Origin of the sequence: Cysteiniphilum sp. JM-1 (assembly GCF_008711525.1) — a bacterium.
GTDB lineage: Bacteria > Pseudomonadota > Gammaproteobacteria > Francisellales > Francisellaceae > Caedibacter.
This window is the reverse complement of record NZ_VXKS01000018.1, coordinates 32,734-53,092: the sequence shown is the minus strand read 5'-3', so window position 1 is coordinate 53,092 and position 20,359 is coordinate 32,734. Positions and strand designations below refer to the sequence as shown.

13 protein-coding genes and 2 tRNA genes are annotated in these 20,359 nt (G+C 39.7%); 9 read left to right on the top strand and 6 right to left on the bottom strand.

Features of this window, described 5'->3' with window-relative positions:
• Positions 1-436: 436 nt before the first annotated feature.
• Entirely contained in the window at positions 437-628 is a 192-nt protein-coding gene (locus tag F3D68_RS08595) for a hypothetical protein (protein ID WP_151194029.1), read from the bottom strand.
• Between the two features lie 357 nt (positions 629-985).
• Here F3D68_RS08595 and F3D68_RS08590 point away from each other — a divergent pair, with 357 nt between their 5' ends.
• Complete coding sequence (locus tag F3D68_RS08590) at positions 986-2,698, top strand: M4 family metallopeptidase (RefSeq protein ID WP_151194028.1); 1,713 nt, start codon at positions 986-988, stop codon at positions 2,696-2,698.
• 223 nt (positions 2,699-2,921) lie between these two features.
• On the opposite strand, the gene F3D68_RS08585 is transcribed toward F3D68_RS08590, so the two are convergent.
• The 4 genes from F3D68_RS08585 to F3D68_RS08570 form a co-directional block, all read right to left on the bottom strand.
• A tRNA-Arg gene (locus tag F3D68_RS08585) sits at positions 2,922-2,998 on the bottom strand.
• Positions 2,999-3,102: 104 nt separating this feature from the next.
• On the bottom strand, positions 3,103-6,108 hold the full coding sequence (locus F3D68_RS08580) for an FAD-binding and (Fe-S)-binding domain-containing protein (protein ID WP_151194031.1): 3,006 nt from the start codon (positions 6,106-6,108) through the stop codon (positions 3,103-3,105).
• A 93-nt stretch (positions 6,109-6,201) separates the two neighbouring features.
• Positions 6,202-7,488, bottom strand: a complete 1,287-nt coding sequence (locus tag F3D68_RS08575) for a multidrug effflux MFS transporter (protein ID WP_151194027.1) — start codon at positions 7,486-7,488, stop codon at positions 6,202-6,204.
• A 151-nt stretch (positions 7,489-7,639) separates the two neighbouring features.
• Positions 7,640-8,446, bottom strand: a complete 807-nt coding sequence (locus F3D68_RS08570; RefSeq protein ID WP_151194026.1) for a ProQ/FINO family protein — start codon at positions 8,444-8,446, stop codon at positions 7,640-7,642.
• A 245-nt stretch (positions 8,447-8,691) separates the two neighbouring features.
• Here F3D68_RS08570 and F3D68_RS08565 point away from each other — a divergent pair.
• The 8 genes from F3D68_RS08565 to F3D68_RS08530 all read left to right on the top strand — a co-directional run bounded on the left by F3D68_RS08565 (position 8,692) and on the right by F3D68_RS08530 (position 18,738).
• Positions 8,692-8,768 (top strand) — tRNA-Met (locus tag F3D68_RS08565).
• 129 nt (positions 8,769-8,897) lie between these two features.
• Positions 8,898-9,248: an ArsC/Spx/MgsR family protein gene (locus tag F3D68_RS08560; protein WP_151194025.1), complete on the top strand. Its 351-nt coding sequence runs from the start codon at positions 8,898-8,900 to the stop codon at positions 9,246-9,248.
• A gap of 257 nt (positions 9,249-9,505) precedes the next feature.
• Complete coding sequence (gene tgt / locus F3D68_RS08555; protein WP_151194024.1) at positions 9,506-10,624, top strand: tRNA guanosine(34) transglycosylase Tgt; 1,119 nt, start codon at positions 9,506-9,508, stop codon at positions 10,622-10,624.
• A gap of 85 nt (positions 10,625-10,709) precedes the next feature.
• Positions 10,710-12,104: a cysteine--tRNA ligase gene (gene cysS, locus F3D68_RS08550; protein ID WP_151194023.1), complete on the top strand. Its 1,395-nt coding sequence runs from the start codon at positions 10,710-10,712 to the stop codon at positions 12,102-12,104.
• Positions 12,105-12,133: 29 nt separating this feature from the next.
• The gene (gene prmB / locus F3D68_RS08545; RefSeq protein ID WP_151194022.1) at positions 12,134-13,093 is read left to right on the top strand and encodes a 50S ribosomal protein L3 N(5)-glutamine methyltransferase; all 960 of its coding nucleotides are present in this window, start codon (positions 12,134-12,136) and stop codon (positions 13,091-13,093) included.
• Positions 13,083-14,144 (top strand): chorismate synthase, encoded by a 1,062-nt coding sequence (gene aroC, locus F3D68_RS08540; protein WP_151194021.1) that lies wholly within the window; start codon positions 13,083-13,085, stop codon positions 14,142-14,144. Before prmB ends, aroC begins: the two co-directional genes overlap by 11 nt.
• 167 nt (positions 14,145-14,311) lie before the next feature.
• Complete coding sequence (locus F3D68_RS08535; RefSeq protein ID WP_151194020.1) at positions 14,312-16,027, top strand: lactonase family protein; 1,716 nt, start codon at positions 14,312-14,314, stop codon at positions 16,025-16,027.
• 281 nt (positions 16,028-16,308) lie between these two features.
• Entirely contained in the window at positions 16,309-18,738 is a 2,430-nt protein-coding gene (locus F3D68_RS08530) for a beta-propeller fold lactonase family protein (RefSeq protein WP_151194019.1), read from the top strand.
• A 137-nt stretch (positions 18,739-18,875) separates the two neighbouring features.
• Here F3D68_RS08530 and mnmE read toward each other — a convergent pair whose 3' ends face one another.
• Positions 18,876-20,225: a tRNA uridine-5-carboxymethylaminomethyl(34) synthesis GTPase MnmE gene (mnmE, locus tag F3D68_RS08525; protein WP_151194018.1), complete on the bottom strand. Its 1,350-nt coding sequence runs from the start codon at positions 20,223-20,225 to the stop codon at positions 18,876-18,878.
• Positions 20,226-20,359: the final 134 nt, after the last annotated feature.

The window sequence follows — 20,359 nt, the reverse complement described above, 5'->3', positions numbered from 1 at the left end:
TGTTTTATCTCGCAATATTCAACGCATTGGTGAAATTGTGCAGAAAAAGCGACGTAAGCAAGAGGCCAGAAAAAAGCGAAAATTGAGTAAGGCTGCTTAGCAAATATCATTTAATTTAGAGTAAGGAAAAAACACGCAAGCAAGTTCTTGGGGATTTGACGTGAGTTTAATTTGATATTTTCAAGCGACTTTGGTTTGTTTTTGATCATTGAGCAATCAATTCATCAAAATGTTCTGGAAATAACAATTCAGAAGGTTAAATATTGGTCCATTTGTTACGCTGTAAATGTAAAATATCGCTATTTCCGTTCAGGCACTATGTATATACTCCAATACATATCACGTTGTTATGCGAAATTTTATACTACATTATTTGGTTGTGCCAGTAGCTGAAATTCTTTATATTTCAGTTAACAAAAAATTTAGACCATTAAACCTAGTGAACTGAATCACTCTTATTCATATTCTCCCAAGAGATAAAAGCATCAGCACTTAAATTAAAGCACTTACTTAGTTTGGCTACTTGCTTTAGGGTGAGCTGGCGATGTCCATTTAGAAATTTAGAAACATTTCCTTGATTGCCAAAGATGTCTACAAGACCTTTTTGCTTAAGGTTATACTCCGCCATAAGAAATTGAACCAGCTTATTGAGAGTGGTTAATTCTGAAAGCTTGGGCAAATGTATGTTTGATCTAGTATTAATCAGCATGAATATACAATTTGTTACAAATTTTTAATAATTCTATTTACCTGCCCAAAATGTTGTGGTAAAAATACTACCGTCATAGCAAAGCTATTTCATGTAACAAAGGGAAAAATTTATTTAAAACACAGGCAAGGATCGCTTCTTTTGCTTGCAAGTAATGTATTTAAGCATGTTTTATCAGCATCTTTTTGCTAATAAATGATGTTGTAAATATCTGTTGCCCAATGTTCATTAATAACCAAAAGCTGTGAGATAAATAGTCATAACAAGGAGAAAGGAATGAAGTTTAAAAAGAGTATTGTATTAGTTCTTAGTGTGTTGGCAACAGGAGCTTATGCCGCAGAGAAGGTTAATTTAACCAATGCATCGATCGATGATTTACAGGGTTTTCATTTGCAAACAAATCAAATAGATCAGGTGAATAACGCGCATGTTATGCTTATGGCAGCACCGCAAACAAATACTTTAAATCAAATATCTCAATCCAGTATGGCTGGTGTTAATTATGAGCGTTATCAGCAGTATTATAAAGGGATCAAGGTCGTAGGCGCTCAGATTACGATTGCTAAAAATAATGGACATAATATGTTATTAGCAGCCAATCAGGAGAAAGCTAACGGTGAGGTGGTTAAAGATCTTAATGTCGATATAAGCCCAAGTATCTCAGCACAGCAGGCAATTGCCCAATCTTTGACTGTATACAATGAAAATGCTAATGGTTATCAGGTGGATTATTTAAATGGTAATGCACCAAGTGCTGAGTTACAGATTATTACGGAAAATCAACAGCCAAAATTGATTTATCAGGTTAAGTTTTTTGCACAAAAGGCAAATAATCAACCACAAGATATGCGTTATTATGTTGATGCTAAAACAGGGCAAGTAGTAACAAGCTGGGATAATATCCAAAATTTTGAAGATACAGGACCAGGTGGCAATGAAAAGGTGCAAGAATATTGGTATGGTCAAGATGGGATGCCATCTTTGGATGTGACAAAAAAAGGGACAAAGTGCACGATGGAAAATACTCGCGTGCGAACCGTCAATTTACAACAAAAGTGGGATGACTATACGACGACACCCTATCTTTATACCTGTGGCAAAAATACAGGACAAGATGAGATTAATGGTGCATATTCTGCTATTAATGACGCGCAATATTTTGGTGATGTTATTATTGATATGTATAAAGACTGGTATGGCATTAATGCATTATCTGAAAATAATGAGCCGATGCAGCTTGTGATGCGTGTCCATTATGGCAGTAATTATGATAATGCTTTTTGGAATAGTGAAAATATGACCTTTGGTGATGGCAGTGACTTCTATCCACTAGTATCTCTAGATGTGGCAGGTCACGAAGTAAGTCACGGTTTTACAGAACAACACTCAGGGCTTATGTATAAAGATCAATCAGGTTCTTTAAATGAAGCATTTTCAGATATGGCAGGACAAACAGTCAGAGCCTATTTACTAAGCCAGAACGAGACTAATTATGTGAAGTTTTACCCAGAAGATCCAAAAGGGCAGATTGGTTGGGGGTTAGGTGAAACCATTATGAAAGGTGATGGCGTAGCTTTACGTTATATGAATAACCCATCACAAGATGGTGCTTCAGCCGACTGCTATGATCCGACACTTAACGGGGCGCTGTCATGCAAGATCAGTTATAATCAAATGCTTAAGAAAGCACGTGGTAATCAATCATATATCGTTCATACCGGTAGTGGTGTGTTTAATAAAGCATTCTATTTATTGGCAAGCACATGGGCGTCTGATAATCAAGTGCAAGGGTTGTCCAATCAATATGCTGAAGGTGTGAAAGAAGCGTTTCATGTAATGATGTTGGCAAATGTCAAATATTGGACATCTTTAGTGAATTTTGAACAGGCTGCTTGTGGCGTGGTTAATGCTGCCAAAGATCTGCACTATTCGACAGCAGATGTTAAAAAGGCATTCACAGACGTTGGTGTCAGTACAGCTAATTGCTAAGTTTTTAAAACTTGTTTACACAAATAATATCTACGTTATAATGTCCTGACTTCTACTAGGGAGTAGCTTTAATTCTTTTTAGCTGGCATTTTTTACCTCCTAATTGGGCATACAGTTTAACATTTTTGAGACGCTTTTTGTGTCTCTAACTGTAGTCCAAAATATGGGGAGTATTATACTTGGTAAATACGGTTTTGTTCTTTTATTTATAAGGCTTTAAGAGTGGCGCACCCGAGACGATTTGAACGTCCGACCTTTGGCTCCGGAGGCCAACGCTCTATCCAGCTGAGCTACGGGTGCAGAACTTTGCTTTAATGACATTGCAGGGCTGTGAAGTTAGCAAAAATCGACATTAAAATCCAGTAACATATGCCCGAATCCCACAAAGATTTTGATTTTTTAACTTAATTGATCAACTCCAGAAGGTGAACGGCAGGGTGCTGTAATTGTTTATTGCTAAAACGTTTAACCTGACAGCGACAAGAGAAGCCTGTTGCAAGATATTGCTTGCTTTGATTCCCCGAGTCTATTTTCTTTTGCCAGCTTGAAGCATAAATCTCTTTGGATAATGCAAGATTATCTTTTTCATGTCCAAAAGTGCCTGCCATGCCACAGCAACCAACTTTTTCAATCTTGAGCTTAGCGCCGAATGCTTTAAATATTTTTTGCCAGTGAAGCATCGATACTGCAGCAAGTGAGCGCTCTGAGCAATGGGCTAGTAAAGACAATGTCGTCGCATGATCTTTGGCTGTAATATTAATGGTTGGCAGCTGTTTAACAAGCCATTCTTGTAATAGCTCAACTTTAAATTGTACTTGGTCTTTTAACACCGTGCGATACTCATCGCGATAGACTAAGGTCATGCTCGGATCAATACCAATCAGCGGGACATTTAAACGAGCAATTTGATTATAAAAGGCAGTAGCGCGTGCAGCCTTTTTGTGGAAGTAAGATAAAAACCCTTTAACGTGTGCAGCTTTGCCATTTTCATAAAAGGGCAATACAAAGACAGAAAAACCAAGCTTTGTTAATAAGTCATATATTGCCAAGATAACTTCTGCGTTGTAAAAGCTAGTAAACGCATCTTGAACGATACAAACTGTTTTTTGTGGGTTGATTGCTTGTTGTGCTTTTAGTTTTTCAATGCTAAAGCTAGGCGCATTACGCTTTTTAAGACCTGCTTTTAGGGTTTCTTGAGAGAGCAGTGGCGCGTCAACAAGCTTAAGTTTATTGTTGATCCATGTCTTTATAAAAGGCACGGACTGTACTGAGTTTATCAAAGATGGGCTTAAGCTTTGCCATTTAGCCGTTTGTTCGACATATTTAATGGCATAATCCTTTAAAGGACGCTTGTAGCGTTTATGATATTCGGCTAAAAACATCGGTTTCATCGCTGGCACATCGACCTTGATTGGGCAAGCAGTGGCACAAGCTTTGCAGCCTAAGCATTTATCAAGCGATTGATAGACCTCGTAAGAGAAGTCATTCTTGTTAGCATTTTGTTTTTTAGTGGATGAAGCAGTCGAAAATGGACTAGGCTTATAGTCTTTTTCAGCAAGTTGCTTTAACCATTCACGTAAAAGCGCGGTACGTCCTTTGGGTGAGTATACCCAGTTATGTGACACTTTTGCCGAGGGGCACATCACTTGATCAGGATGATAATTTAAGCAAGCGGCATTGCCATTGCAATCAAATGCGCCTGAGAATAACTGTTGGGTATTACTATCAACCTTGGCGTCTTCGGTGCCGCGAAAGGGACCATTGACTTTGACCAATTCGTCATCGCTGGCAAAAGGCACAACGATTTTCCCCGGATTTAGTTTGTTATACGGGTCAAATGCTTTTTTGATTTTCTGCAAAGAAGTATGCAACTCATCACCAAAATAGTCTTTGACGTATTCGCTTCTAAAGCCCTTTCCATGCTCTGACCAATAAACGCCACCGTACTTTTTGACAAGATCATTGACCTCTTTGGTTAATTTAACAACCAATGCTTGATCTTTCGGGTCATTCATATCCAAGGCTGGACGCATATGCAAGCAACCAACGTCAACGTGACCAAACATCCCATAACGCAGATTATAACTATCCAAAAGCGCTCTTAGTTCCACAATATAATCAGCAAGGTTTTCAGGTGGGACAGCCGTATCCTCCATAAATGGAATCGGCTTTTTAGCACCTTTCATTGCACCTAATAAGCCGACACCCTTTTTGCGAAGCTCCCATAGTACAGCCATTTCATCTTTATCGGTTGCAAGATAGTAGCTACGTTCTTGCGTGTCTAGATGTTCTCTCGCTTGTTGAGTTTTAGCGCTTAACTCTTCATCGCTATGGGCAATAAATTCAATTAGATTAATGGCTGCAATGTCATGATTGGCATGCACTTCTAGCATGGGGCGAATTTGTGGGTAAATCTCATCCTCTTTAGCCAGTTTAAGGATGTTATCATCAATGGTTTCGATTGCTGCAGGGTTTAAGCTCAATAGATTTTTAGCATCGCGTAATGCCAAGTCAAAATCACTATAGCTAATGGCAAATAAGACTTTGTGGCTTGGAATAGTAGTGAGCTTTAACTTAAGCTTGGTAATAAATGCCAACGTGCCTTCAGCGCCTGAAATCAGATAATTAAGATTGATACGATGTTGATGTGGATCATAGCACTTAGCAAGATTGTAACCTGTCATAAAGCGATCAAGTTTTGGAAATTGCGCAGTGATCTTGTCATATTGGGCAATCACTTCAGTTGCGACTAATTGGTAGATTTTGCTCAACAATGAGTGCCGCCTAGAATGCTCATCGATAAGTGTATCGAGATTATTGGCATCTATTTTTTCAAATGACACACCCTCGCCATCACTAAGTACACACTCTAATTCCAATAAGTGTTCACTGGTACGCCCATAAATGCGTGAGCCCTTGCCGCAAGCGTCTGTACTTGCCATGCCACCGATCGTAGCGCGATTACTTGGCGATAAATTAGGTGCGAAAAACACTCTGTGTGGCGCTAGCACTTCATTCAGTTGATCAAGGACAACGCCAGGCTCAACTGAAACATAATTTTCTTTTAGATTAATCTCTAAAATATTATTCATATAGCGACTAGTATCAATAATGATGCCAGAAGTTAGCGATTGACCATTGGTGCCAGTGCCAGCACCGCGTGCGCTAAACTTAAGTGTCTGGAAGGCTTTGCTATTTGCCAAGGTAAAAATCTTGAGAATATCAGCTTGCTCTTTAGGGAAAAGAACAAGCTCAGGCACGACTTGATAGATACTATTATCAATTGAGCTACTGATTCGGGTGGCGTAATCGTGTTGTATATCACCTTTAAAGCCTAAGGTGAGTAGTTCATTGGTAAACGCTTTGCAGTGAGCATGTTCAGTGGAAAATTTATCAAGAATAGGCAGCATCTTGTCATTGCGTACAGATATTTTATATCGCACTAGTATCCCGCCAAGCCCTTTTGCTTGTCAAGCATTGTGCTTTGAGAATGTTGTTTTAATTCAAGAGGCACATGCGGTTTGATTGGTTAAAAGATAACGTTGCTTGAAAGCCAGTAGACTAAAGAGTATGAATGCAGTCAAAGACATCACAAAAATAATGATCGAGTAATCAACTATTTTTTCGGGGATCATGGCAGCGACAGTGCTCACCAAGAACAAGCCAAACATCTGCAAGAAACCATAAACAGCACCTGCGGCACCGGCTTTGTGACTAAAGAAAGATAAAGCAACACCGACAACAGTAGGACCAACCATACTGCCACCCATGGCGTAAAGTGCAACGCATATGACTAGGGTCTTACTGCCGGTATACCCTGCAGCTGAGCTGATTAATAAGATACAGCTAGCAATAACCATTAGTGATAGACCTTGGAACAGAGTGGCAGTGGTTCCAAATTTTTTCAACGAAATCATCGACATGTAAAGACGTGTTACAAATGCCGAACCAACAATAGCAATTGAGAAAAAACCAAAATCCTGTGGGCTAACACCAAATTTTTTGATCAAGATAAATGGTCCAACGGTGTAAAAGCCAACAAGCCCAGAGAATCCGGCAATCATGCAAAAAGTGTAGATAACAAAGGGGGCATGGGTAATAACCTCAAAATAACTACTGATAAGATGCTTAGGTTTTAGTGCATTGACATTTCTTTTGGCAATAGGGTGCGTTTCAGGCAGCATGCTAAAAACAACAATAGCGACGGCAAGAACAAGTATAAACATCACAAGAAAGCTAACACGCCAGTTGGCATAGGTCTGTATTAAGCCACCAATCACCGGAGCACCAGCAGGTGCAAGCATAAAAAATAAACTGATCCAGCTAACGATTTGAATGAATTTATCTTTGCTAACAGAGTCTTGGACGATGACACGTGATAATGGCAGCAATGCGCCTGTGCCAACGCCCTGAATAATCCGTCCAACAATTAATGTGTCAATGCTCCAAGCAAACATACAAAATATGCTACCAACAAGATAGATAATCGCACCGAGATAAATGATTTTTTTGCGTCCCATCTTGTCAGATGCGGGACCGTAGAATAATTGGGAGAAAGCTAATGCCACTAAAAATGCGCCAATTGTCATGCGCGCCATGCTTGAGCTTGCAGATAATGCATGACTCATGCTTGGCAAGCTTGGGACATACATATCTGATGCCATAAAGTAGCTGCAGCCAAGCAATACGCTAATAATGCTTAATAGCAAGATGCTTGGTTTGTCGTTAGAAAGATTATGATTAGTCATAAATGCAAACGCAATAAATAGAACATTTGTCCAATTTAGCATTTATTGATCAATTGTTCAACCAAGTACAAGCAAGGGTGCCGAGCTTGCGAGGCGGGGTGTTGAAATAGAAAAAGTGTGTAACTTTGATTGCCTGAAATCAGTCGTGCTAAAGTATTGGAATAAGAAGAAGATAAAAGATCAGGGTAAAACGTTATGAGTTTGTTTTGGTATCGTTCGTTTGAGCATCAATATCAGTCGCCTGATTGCTGTTTTCAGTCTGCTCTAGCGCTTGATCTGCTTGTTTTTCTTGCTGCTCTTGTTCACGTTTTTGTTGGTAATATGTTTTAATATCAATGCCTTGAGAGCGCAGGTAAGCTTTCTCGGCAATTTCATCTAAACGCTGTTTAGCATAGGTAACATGGTCATCACTAAAGCTTTCAACTGGCTTACCATAAAGGTTAAAGCGTTGCTTGTGTTCAAGCACTGAACGTTGATAGCGGGTGTCGCCAACATAGCGCTTGATCACTTTCTTTAGAACGTATTGGTCAATTGGCGCAAAATGTTCGTTGTAATAAATCACTTCGATATCGTCACTAATGCCGATTTTTAATGGACGCTTATCGCGTGGATTGAAGCATTTTGGAAAACGTGCGCAAAGCCATTTAAAGAGACGTTGTTCTTCTTTATAAAGCTCTTTTTGTAGATCGATCTCAATGATCAGTTCATCTTCTTGAGCATCGGGCATGTCAACAACCAGCTCTTCATGTTGTTTTTGACCATATTGTGGCATGCGAAATGGTGTGCGTTGTTGATTGACGCGCTCTTGTCTTGTCTGAGGGGCTTGCTTGGTAGCAGTATTTGGTCTAGGTGTTGAGCTTGGTGCTTTGGTATCGCTTGTTTCATTACGTTTTGCCGCATGCGCTTTACGTAAGCGATCTGTTTTGTCTTTGATGCTTTTGCCACCGACCAATGATTTTAGTAATGAAAAATCATTAAGTTTATTTCTACCGTCAGACATCTAAAATGTTCCTACTTTGTGTTTACTCGTATTTTGTTTTATACATTATCGCGACAACTTTTTTTAGATCTATGAGCAATGATAAAAACGCTTGCCAGTCAATCTTGCTGCAGCAATAAGGCGGACATTATAGACACAATCCCAGCAAAAATCAGCACCTATCGGCTAATTTTGCGGGTGTTGGGATAAAAATAAAAAAAATCATTGACAACAAAGCCAATCTTGCTAATATTCCTCCCTGTTGTGGCTACGTAGCTCAGTTGGTTAGAGCACAGCATTCATAATGCTGGGGTCACTGGTTCAAGTCCAGTCGTAGCTACCACTCTCAAAACTGTGTCTGGTGAGATTTCAAATGATTATAAATAATGTGACGAAAGATATTGTTGATCACATTGTGGTAGTTTAGCATTGCGGTATCGCTAATAAATAAACCTTAGAATAAAACAACAATATGTATAAGCTATATCACAATCCACGCTGTAGTAAGTCGCGTGCGGCATTAGAATTTTTAACGCAAAATAATTATGACGTTGAAGTGATTGAATATCTCAATACACCGTTATCTCCAGCAGATATATTGCGAATTTTAGAGAAATTAACCGTTGCCAAACACATGCTTATTCGCAGTGGTGATGATGATTTCAAAGCTTTGAATATCAAGGATGTTGAGAAACTCTCAGATAGTGAAATTGCAGAGATTTTAGTAAAAACACCTAAATTAATGCAGCGCCCAATATTGGAAACGACAGCCAAAGCTGCCATTGCGCGCCCCTTGGAAGATATGATCGCTATTTTAGAATAATTATCAAAGTGGCGTTTTTGACGTTTTTTGCTTTTTATTTTAGGGCGAATTGTCCATACCCATTGTAAATCATTTTGTTGTGTTTGGTTGTGTAGTAGTTTGTGAAGATTTTGGTAAGTTGGATTGCAGTAAATAGCTAGAACTATTATCAAAATTCAACTTACCAAAAGCACGCAAAATACAAAGCAAAAAATTCTGTAAAATGGTTTGTGATGGGTATATTATGAGCCCTTTATTGTCGATAGTGGTCGCATAACATGAAATTTACTTTATTAAAGAAGAGTGCCAAAGCGCGTCGCGGCACCTTAACGTTTGAGCGTGGGCAGGTACAAACACCTGCGTTTATGCCAGTGGGAACCTATGGTGCAGTCAAATCTTTGTCACCTGAAGACGTTAAAGCTACGGGTGCTGAAATCTTACTTGGCAATACTTTCCACTTATGGCTGCGTCCAGGCACTGAGATTGTCAAAATGCATGGTGATTTGCATGATTTTATGCAGTGGCAAGGACCAATATTAACGGATTCTGGTGGCTTTCAGGTGTTTAGTCTGGGAGCGCTTAGAAAGCTTACTGAGGAAGGGGTTACCTTTCGCTCGCCACTTGATGGTTCTAAAGTGTTTTTAGATCCGGAGATCTCAATGCAGATTCAGCGTGATCTAGGATCTGATATCGTGATGTGTTTTGATGAGTGTACACCGTATCCGGCAACAGAGCTTGAAACAAAGGCATCGATGGAGCTATCAATGCGCTGGGCATTAAGAAGTAAAGTTGCGCATGGCGATAATCCCTCGGCCTTATTTGGGATTATCCAAGGTGGGATGTATGAGCATTTGCGTGATCAATCCTTAAAAGCATTAACGGATATTGGCTTTGATGGTTATGCAATTGGTGGTTTGTCAGTCGGTGAGCCAAAGCCTGATATGATTCGTATTTTAGATCATACCGCGCATCAAATGCCTGAAGATAAGCCACGCTATTTAATGGGTGTTGGTAAGCCGCAAGATCTGGTTGAGGGTGTGCGCCGAGGCGTTGACATGTTTGATTGTGTGATGCCATCAAGGAATGCGAGAAATGGTCATTTGTTTGTCAAAAGCGGTGTTATCCGTATTCGTAACAGTCAATATAAAACAGATACAGCACCTTTGGATGAGAGTTGCGATTGTTATACTTGTAAGAATTTCTCAAGAAGTTATTTACATCATTTGGATAAAACCAAAGAAAGCTTGGGTGCGCGTTTAAATACGATTCACAATATCACTTATTATCAGCGCTTGATGAAGAATATCCGTAACGCGCTAGATGAAGATCGTTTTGAGGATTTTGTGCAAGAATTTTATAACGATATTGGTCAGCCGACGCCAGAGCTTAAAGCATAAAATGACACAATTGTGAATTGTGTATTTCAACCTTGCTAAGGCGATGGTAACATAGGCTTATTATAACCATGCCAATGCAAGATTCATGAGTATCTATTTATACAATTCATTATCTGGAAAAAAGGAGCTTTTTCAGCCGATTAGCCCACAAAAATTAAAAATGTATGTCTGTGGCATGACGGTTTATGATGATTGTCATATTGGGCATGCACGCACCCAGATCGCTTTTGATGTCATCGTGCGTTATTTTCGCTTTTGCAATTACGAAGTGACTTATGTGCGCAATATCACCGATATTGACGATAAGATTATTAAACGTGCCAATGAGAATGGTGAATCAACCGATGCACTCGTTGAGCGCACGATCAAGAGCATGTATGACGATTTAGATCGTTTAAATATCCTAAGACCTGATTTTGATCCACGAGCCACGCAAACGATTCCTGAGATGTGCCAGATGATCGAAAATCTGATTGCTAAAGGCTTTGCTTACGCACCCGGCAATGGCGATGTTTATTATCGCGTTGAGGAATTTAAAGATTATGGCAAATTAAGTAAGCAGAGTTTGGAGCACTTGCGTGTTGGTGCACGAATTGAAAGTAATGAGCAAAAAGAAAATCCCCTAGACTTTGTGTTGTGGAAAGCTGCCAAAGCCGGTGAGCCAAGTTGGAACTCACCATGGGGGCAGGGGCGTCCTGGTTGGCATATTGAATGCTCGGCGATGTCTAAAAAACTCTTGGGGGATAATTTTGATATTCATGCAGGAGGCTCAGATTTACGCTTTCCGCATCATGAGAATGAGATCGCCCAATCAGAAGCGGCTAATGGTTGCAGCTTTGCTAATTATTGGCTGCACTCTGGCATGGTGCAGGTTGATGATGAGAAGATGTCCAAATCATTGAATAATTTCTTTACCATCAAAGAGGTATTATCTGAGTACCACCCTGAAGTGGTGCGCTTCTTTTTGATTTCTGGGCAATATCGCAGTGAGATCAATTACTCTAAAGAGAACTTAGATCAGGCAAAAGCAGCAATTGAGCGTTTATACACGGCACTGCGTGGTCTTGAGATTACTGAAAATACTGTGGAAGCAGAAGAGGCAGCGCAGTATGTGAGTGATTTTAAACAGGCGATGAATAATGACTTTAATACACCAGAAGCTTTGCCAGTATTATTTGCCATTGCCAAAGAGATCAATAAATATCGCGCAAGTGATCAACAAAAAGCAGCTAGCTTTGCTAAGTTATTATTAGAGCTTGCTAATGTATTAGGCATCCTTAAGCACTCGCCAGAGAGCTATTTTAAGCATAGTAGTGATAATGGCCTAAGTGATGATGTGATTGAAACTATGATTGCTGAGCGTATCCAAGCGAAAAAGAATAAAGACTATGCCAAAGCAGACCAGATTCGCCAGAGCTTAGCAGAGCAAGGTGTGTTGCTTGAAGACTCAGCAACGGGCACAATCTGGAAAAGAGCGTAAAGCACGTAAAGTAAAAACGAGGGTAAAAGATGAGTGATATATTTGGTGGCGATGTTAATGTCGATGCATTGGCGCAGGACTTACATACAATTCGTGATTATTTGCGTTGGGGGACATCTCGTTTTCTAGAGGCAGAGCTTTTTTATGGGCATGGTACGGATTCGGCATGGGATGAAGCAGTACATTTAGTGTTGCAAGCGCTTTACTTGCCATTAGATATTGATAACCGTATTTTGGATGCGCGCCTAACCCATTTGGAACGTCAAAAAGTGATTAAATGGGTGTATAGACGCGTGGTTGATCGTGTGCCATTGCCATATTTGACAAAAACGGCATGGTTCGCTGGAATGAAGTTTTATGTTGATCAACGCGTTATCGTACCGCGCTCACCAATTGGCGAGCTGATTCGCAATGAGTTTGAACCATGGGTTAATCATCATAATGTTGAGCGAGTATTGGATCTATGCACTGGAAGTGGTTGTATTGGTATTGCGACAGCACATGTATTCCCTGATGCGGAAGTGGTATTAAGTGACATCTCAGAAGACGCACTAGAAGTTGCTAAGCGTAATATTAAGCAGCATGATATGGAGCAACGTGTTACTGCCATGCAATCGGATTTGTTTGCAAGTCTAGCGGGGCAAAAGTTTGATTTGATTATCTCTAATCCACCGTATGTTGATATGAATGATTTAGCATCGATGCCACAAGAATATTTAAAAGAGCCTGCACTGGCATTAGGTTCTGGTGATGATGGTTTAGATATCACGCGTAAGATCTTAACTGAAGCGCTTGATTATCTGAATGAAGGTGGTGTGTTAATCGTTGAAGTCGGCAATAGCCAATATGCGTTACAAGAAGCCTTTCAAAGCGTGCCTTTCACATGGCTTAACTTTGAAGATGGGGGCGATGGTGTGTTCTTGTTAACCTATGATGAGCTTAAGACTTATCGATCAATATTTGCCGAGGGTTATCAAGATGCCAGGTAATACCTTTGGAACATTATTCAAAGTCACGACTTTCGGTGAAAGTCATGGCTTAGCCTTAGGCGCCATTGTCGATGGCTGCCCGCCAGGACTATCATTGAGTGAAGAGGATCTGCAAGTAGATTTAGATCGACGTAAACCTGGGCAATCAAGGTTTACCACACAGCGGCGCGAACCCGATCAGGTCAAGATTTTATCTGGTGTGTTTGAAGGCAAAACAACAGGTACACCGATTGGCTTAATCATTGAAAACACCGATCAGAAATCCAAAGACTATGGTGAGATTAAAGATCAGTTTCGCCCTGGACATGCTGATTTTACCTATTTTCATAAATATGGCATTCGTGATTATCGCGGCGGTGGACGCTCATCAGCACGAGAAACAGCGATGCGTGTGGCAGCAGGTGCGATTGCCAAAAAGATATTAAAAGAGCGATTTAATAGTGAAATATTTGGCTATGTTTCACAAATTGGTGATATTGAACTTGAGCTTAAAGATCAAAGTTTTATTGAGCAGAATCCTTTTTTCTGTGCGGATCCTCAAAAGGTCCCCCAGCTTGAGGGATTGATGCAGTCCATTCGCAAGCAAGGGGATTCTATTGGTGCCAAGGTCAATGTTGTCGCACGCAATATTCCTGTTGGATTGGGTGAACCAGTATTTGATCGCTTAGACGCTGATATTGCCAAAGCATTGATGAGCATTAATGCCGTTAAAGCGGTATCGATTGGTGATGGCTTTGATGTCGTGAGTCAAAAAGGTAGTGAGCATCGCGATGAGTACATTAAAGACCAAGACTTTTTAACTAATCACGCAGGTGGCATTTTGGGCGGGATTTCCTCAGGACAAGAGATCTTGGCGAGTATTGCCTTTAAACCCACCTCAAGCATTTTAGTGCCTGGGCGTTCAATCGACATTCATGGTCAAGCATGTGAAGTGATTACCAAAGGGCGACATGACCCTTGTGTTGGGATTCGTGGCGTGCCGATTGCTGAGGCAATGTTAGCACTGGTGCTTGTTGATCACTATTTGCAGCATAAAGCGCAGAATTTGTAATCTGCTCGGCGTTTATCATAATATGCATTAGTCTAGATATAATCTGATACCTCACTTAGCTAGAGCAAGGTTGTCTGTTTTGAAATCTTAGATTGAATTCTTGCGATAATTCATTTGCTATCTATACTTTTGTGATCTCCTTGAAAGCAATTGATTAGGTGGGTTTTATGCGAAAAGTATTCTATTTGATATTAACTCTCTGTTATACAATGATATTTAGCGGTTGTAGCAGCAGTGATGGACCCAGTGGCAAGAGTAATGCTAATAGCGGGGGGAAATCTCAGGTGCTTGACCTTGCAATGCCAGAGTTTGTGACTAGCAATAATTCATCTGATGGAACACTAGAGTTAAAGGAACTAGAGGGTGTTGGTGAAGAGAAGGTTTATTCTTTAATAATCACAGATAGTGTCTCAGGGGCGCAGTGCACAAAGCCAATGGCATTAACTTACAAGAAAAGTATTGTTGGCAATGAACCATATAAAATTGTATTGATTGCACCAGATGAAGGATCATGCACACATAAGTTAACTTTTAAAGTTGACGGTGTGGAACTCGGAAATAGTACGATTGATGTTGTAGCCTCAATTGTTAAGGGGGAGATTGTCACTGGTTTGCCATTGCTTACTCAGGCCGGAGAATCTTATCCTGTCGAGTTTAGGTTTGAAAATATAAGTCCAAGCTATTCGGCTACAGAAGTAACAATCAGTGAACCGCCATCTGATTTCACTGAAATATCTAATACTTGTAAGAGCAGTGATACCATTCCTGCAAGTGGTACTTGCTCTATCCAAGGTAGTTTTGCTTCTAGTATTGGGAAAAATGCTATGTTATCCTATACGCTATCGTATTTTCAGGGACATGATATAACCTTAAGTACAAGGACGGCAGTGTCTCCTAGATTGTTTGTTTTAAATACCTCAGGGATGGTGAGTCATTATAACCTTGATGAAAGCAAATCCTTAATAAATGAAAAAGCATCTGTGTTTTTTGCAAAGCCTACTAATATCACATTATCGGCAGGTGGCAAAAAGGTATTTTTGGTTAATTTATTGGGCAATATGGTTAGCCATTGCGATGTCGATATCACGACAGCCAATTTTTTAAACTGTGCCGATACTGGTGGAGAAGGATTTAAGCAACCCAGTGCAGTCACATTTACAGCAGATGGCAAAAAGGTATTTGTGGCTAATGCTGGGAACAGTAAGATTAACCGTTGTGATGCTGATTCAGTCGGTAATTTCTTAAATTGCACTAGTGTTGGTCCAACGTTTAAAGCCCCCCACGAAATCACACTTACAGCAGACGAGAAAAGGGCATTTGTTGTTAATGCTGGTGACGATACAATTAGTCGCTGTGATGTTAATTTAGTGGGTGATTTCTCAAATTGTTCCAATGCTGGTGGCATAGGTTTTTATTCTCCGGAGAGCATCGCATTGACAGCAGATGATAAAAGGGTGTTTGTAGCTAATAGGCTGGGCAACACAGTTAGTCGTTGTGATGTTGATGCAAGCGGTGATTTTTCAAATTGTAGCTATACGGGAGGGGCTAATTTTGCTGATTCCGTTGGTATTGCATTAATAGCAGATGATAAAAAAGTTTTCGTTACTAACAGAGGTAACAACATAATTTCTCGTTGCGATGTTGACAAAGAGGGTGATTTTTCAAATTGTAGGGATGCAGGAGGTTCTGATTTTAATACTCCATCGGATATTGCATTTATGCCAGACGGTAAAATAGTATTCATTGTTAATAATGGTGATGATACAGTCAGTCGTTGTGATGTTGATGTAATTGGTGATTTTTCAAATTGTATTAAAACCGCCATAAAGTTTAGTACTAATCTCGCAATTTTTTCTGTAGCAACAGCATTAGTCCTTCGTTAATTCTTTTAAGCTACTTCGCTAATTTGGGGGGTTATAGTTATTCTTAAATATCCACACCTCGCTAATCTAAATTTAACAAAGGGTTATTGAAGCTATCTCTGCTCGGTTATATGTTGGAACAACTATATTATTGAAAGTTAAAAGTCCCCAAATGACGGAATAGATCAATTAAAAATAGAAAATACAGCGGGAGCTGCTGTTTAATTCAAATAGCTCTTGTAATAAGTTATTTAATATATATAATCCGATGGTTTTTTAAACTAGCTGAGTTGGGAATTTCTATGAAAAAAAGATTTATTTTGATGTTTACTCTTTGTTGTATGATGCTATTTAGTGGTTGTGGCAGAGGAGGTGATGGGACCAGTGGCAAGAGTAATGCCAATAATGGGGGGCAATCTCAGGAGCTTGACCTTGCGATGCCACAATTTGTGAATAGAAGTAATTCAGCTGTTGGAACATTAGAGTTAAAAGAACTAAGCGGTGTTGGTAAAGATAAGGACTATTCTTTAATAATTACAGATAGTGTCTCAGGAGCGCAGTGTGCAAAGCCAATGGCATTAACTTACAATAAAAGCATTATTGCGAATGAAGTATATACAATTGGATTGGTTGCACCAGATGAAGGACCATGCCAGCATAAATTAACTTTTAATGTGAGTGGTACGGTGCTTGGAAGTAGTACTGTGAATGTTGGAGATCCAGTTATTGAAGGGGAGGTTGTCACAGGCTTGCCAGATTATACTCATGAGGTGGTTTCCTACCCTGTCGAGTTCAAGTTTAAAAATGTTAGTTCAAGCTATTCAGCGATTGGGGTAAGTATAAGTCAAGCACCATCTGACTTTACGGAAATATCTAATACTTGTAAGGGCAGTCAAACTATTCCTGCAAATGGTACTTGCGTTATACAAGGTAGCTTTGCTTCTAATGTTGGGAAAAATGCTGTGTTATCCTATACGCTATCATATTCTGAGCGGCATGAGGTAATTGTAAGCACTAAAACAGTGGTTTTACCTAAGCTATTTTCTATATCGCTCGACGGGATGATCAAACATTTTGATCTTGATGAAAATAGATCCTTAATAAATGGTAATTTATCTTTTGGGTTGGTATTTCCTACAAGTATGAGCTTCTCAGGAGATGGCAAAAAAATATTTGTAACTAATAGAACAGCAAATATGGTTAGCCGTTGCGATATTAATACCGCGACAGACAAAGTTTCCAATTGTACCGATGTTGGCGTCGTAGGACTTAACGATCCCGATGCGATCAGCCTTATAGCAGATGGGAAAATAGCATTTATTAGTAATTTGGCTGACAATACAATTACTCGTTGTAATGTTGATTCGGTGGGGGATTTCTCAAATTGTACCATTGCTGGGAACACGTTTGATAAACCAGAGAGTATCAAATTTACAGCAGACGGGAAAATGGTATTTGTTGTTAATCATGGTAACGATACCATTTCTTGTTGCAATGTTGATGCGGTGGGTGATTTTTCACATTGCAGAACTGTTCTTAGCGGACTTTCTGGTCTTGGAAAACTCGCATTAGCAGCAGATGGTAGAAAAGCTTTTATAATTAATAGTTCTAAACATAGTCATATTGCTCATTGTGATGTTGATCCACAGGGTGTTTTCTCAGGTTGTGTCGATAGTGGCGCGACAGGTTTGGTCACCCCTCTTAAACTCACATTAACAGCAGATGGTAAACATGTGTATGTGATAGATAGCAATAAGGATGACCAGATTACCCATTGTGATCTTAACTCAGCGGGTGATTTCTCACATTGCATCAGTGCAGCTGGAGCTAAATTTGTACAGCCAGCAGATATGTTGTTCAGTGCAGATGGTAAAAGAGTGATTGTACTTGGTTCTGTCAACAACTCATTTAGTAGTTGCAATGTTGACATGACGACGGGCTTATTCTCCGATTGCATGATCGTTGGAGGTACAGGCTTTTCTATACCCTTTGGCATTACATTAAGAGCAGATGGTAAAAAGGTATTCGTAACTAACTCAGTACTTAATGAAGTTAGTAGTTGCGATGTTGACATGACGACTGGTTTATTTGCTAATTGCAAGGTTTTTGATAATACGAACTTCGATAAGCCCTATGGAATCACACTTACAGCCGATGGCAAACACGCATTTATCGCTAACGCTGATGGCAGTTCAGTTACTAGTTGCGATGTTGATGCCGAGGGCAATTTTTCAAATTGCAGAGATTCTGGAGGTACTGGTTTCACTAATCCTTATGGAATTACCTTAATGTCAGATGGTAAAAAAATTTTTGTGACTAATCAAGACAATGATTCAGTTAGTCATTGTGATGTTAACGCAAAGGGTGATTTATCAAATTGTAGTAATGCGGGAGGCTCTAATATTGCTACTCCCTCTGCTATTGTATTTACGGCAGATGGAAAAATGGCCTTTATCAGTAATCTTGCTGGCAACATTAGTCAATGCAATGTTGACACAAATGGTGACTTTTCAAGTTGCAAAATAAATCCGGAGGCATCTAAGGTAATTGGTCCTACATCAATGGCATTGACCTCAGATGATAAAACAATCTTTGTCAATGATTATTTTACAAGTACAATTACTCGTTGCGATGTTGATACAAAGGGTGATTTTTCAAATTGTAGAGATTTCAACGCAAGGAAAAACGATTCTCATGGTGTTTTCTTTTCATCAGCCATAACCCTTCGTTAGTTATAGTCATTCCAGTATATAATCGCAAAAGTCATCCCCTGCTATCCTTTGATGTGGATTAGAGAAGGTGCTGCTTGAATGACAATATTGAAAAATATACGTCTTTCAGACCGGATCTAAATTTCTAGTGTTTAAGCTTATTTCCCAATACAAAAGCTACTAAATATCTCACCCAAAAGATCATCGGCGCTAAACTCACCAGTAATCGAAGAAAGCTGCTTTTGGGCAAGATTTAATTCTTCCGCTAATAGCTCACCATTTTTATATGTTAAATGACTAAAGGCTATATCTAGGTGATCCTGTGCTTTAGTTAAGGCATTAATATGACGTTTTCTTGCGGTAAATACGCCTTCAGTGGTTTGCTCATAGCCAATGGCTTTAAGCAGATAATCGCGCAGCTTATTGATGCCAATATCATGCTTGGCAGATATATATAGATGATTGTCATGATTCTCGTTATTGTTATTAGTTAGATCAACTTTATTGTAGATATAAGTAATCGGGATATGTGATGGAATATGCGTGAAAAACTCAGGGGCAAGATCGGTGATTTTTTTATCTTTGGTGTCGTTAATATCAGCGACTAATAGAATATGATCCGCTTTTTTAATTGCCTCTAGCGCGCGTCTTACACCTTCAGTTTCAATCACATTATTGCTGACCCTAAGCCCTGCGGTATCAATAATATGCACAGGAATGCCATTGATTTGGATGTATTCGCGTAAGGTATCACGTGTTGTGCCCTCAATGTCAGTAACAATCGCACTTTCTTTGCCTGCTAAGGCATTTAACAGGCTTGATTTGCCTGCATTGGGTTTGCCAGCGATAACGATCTCAACGCCTTCGCGTAATAGTGCGCCTTGCTTGGAGTTATGCAGTACTGAATCAACATTATGCTGTACGTGTAGTAATTGCGTTTTGATATGCTCATCAGCTAAAAAGTCGATTTCTTCTTCAGGAAAGTCAATTGCCGCTTCAACATGAATGCGTAGATGAATTAAGGATTCAACTAAAGTGTCAATATGTTGAGAGAAGTCTCCTTGCAATAAACGCATGGCTGATTTAGCAGCTTGCTCAGATGACGCATCAATCATATCGGCAATGGCTTCAGCTTGGGCTAAATCAATTTTGTCATTAAGGTAAGCACGTTCGGTAAATTCGCCAGGTTTGGCAAGGCGCGCACCGTGCTCAATAGTAGTTTGTAAAATAAGGTTTAATACGATAGGACCGCCATGGGCTTGTAGTTCAACAACATCCTCACCAGTATAGGAGTGTGGCGCTTTAAAATACAATGCAATGCCTTGATCTAATGTTTCATTATTGACGTCTTTAAATGGCAGAAAATGGGCGTGTCTCGCCTTAAGAGGTGTTTGTGTGATCTTATGTGCAATGGCATAGGCGTCTTTGCCGGAAATGCGAATAATGCCAACGCCACCTTTCCCAGGTGCTGTGGCAATTGCAGCAATTGTGTCAGAGTTGATAAGCATTTTAAGGTTAAGTACATAATATGAATATGCGGGTTAGGATAGCGGATTTTATCCCCATCGGAAATAACTTAATTGAGCTAATGCATGTGATTATTGTTTGGCGGAGACTATGATTTTATAAACACCCCGTCAGC

Coding starts and splice junctions, on each gene's coding strand:
- F3D68_RS08595 (WP_151194029.1), bottom strand. CDS start 628: ATGGCGGAGTATAACCTTAAGCAAAAAGGTCTTGTAGACATCTTTGGC.
- F3D68_RS08590 (WP_151194028.1), top strand. CDS start 986: ATGAAGTTTAAAAAGAGTATTGTATTAGTTCTTAGTGTGTTGGCAACA.
- F3D68_RS08580 (WP_151194031.1), bottom strand. CDS start 6,108: ATGCTGCCTATTCTTGATAAATTTTCCACTGAACATGCTCACTGCAAA.
- F3D68_RS08575 (WP_151194027.1), bottom strand. CDS start 7,488: ATGCTAAATTGGACAAATGTTCTATTTATTGCGTTTGCATTTATGACT.
- F3D68_RS08570 (WP_151194026.1), bottom strand. CDS start 8,446: ATGTCTGACGGTAGAAATAAACTTAATGATTTTTCATTACTAAAATCA.
- F3D68_RS08560 (WP_151194025.1), top strand. CDS start 8,898: ATGTATAAGCTATATCACAATCCACGCTGTAGTAAGTCGCGTGCGGCA.
- tgt (WP_151194024.1), top strand. CDS start 9,506: ATGAAATTTACTTTATTAAAGAAGAGTGCCAAAGCGCGTCGCGGCACC.
- cysS (WP_151194023.1), top strand. CDS start 10,710: ATGAGTATCTATTTATACAATTCATTATCTGGAAAAAAGGAGCTTTTT.
- prmB (WP_151194022.1), top strand. CDS start 12,134: ATGAGTGATATATTTGGTGGCGATGTTAATGTCGATGCATTGGCGCAG.
- aroC (WP_151194021.1), top strand. CDS start 13,083: ATGCCAGGTAATACCTTTGGAACATTATTCAAAGTCACGACTTTCGGT.
- F3D68_RS08535 (WP_151194020.1), top strand. CDS start 14,312: ATGCGAAAAGTATTCTATTTGATATTAACTCTCTGTTATACAATGATA.
- F3D68_RS08530 (WP_151194019.1), top strand. CDS start 16,309: ATGAAAAAAAGATTTATTTTGATGTTTACTCTTTGTTGTATGATGCTA.
- mnmE (WP_151194018.1), bottom strand. CDS start 20,225: ATGCTTATCAACTCTGACACAATTGCTGCAATTGCCACAGCACCTGGG.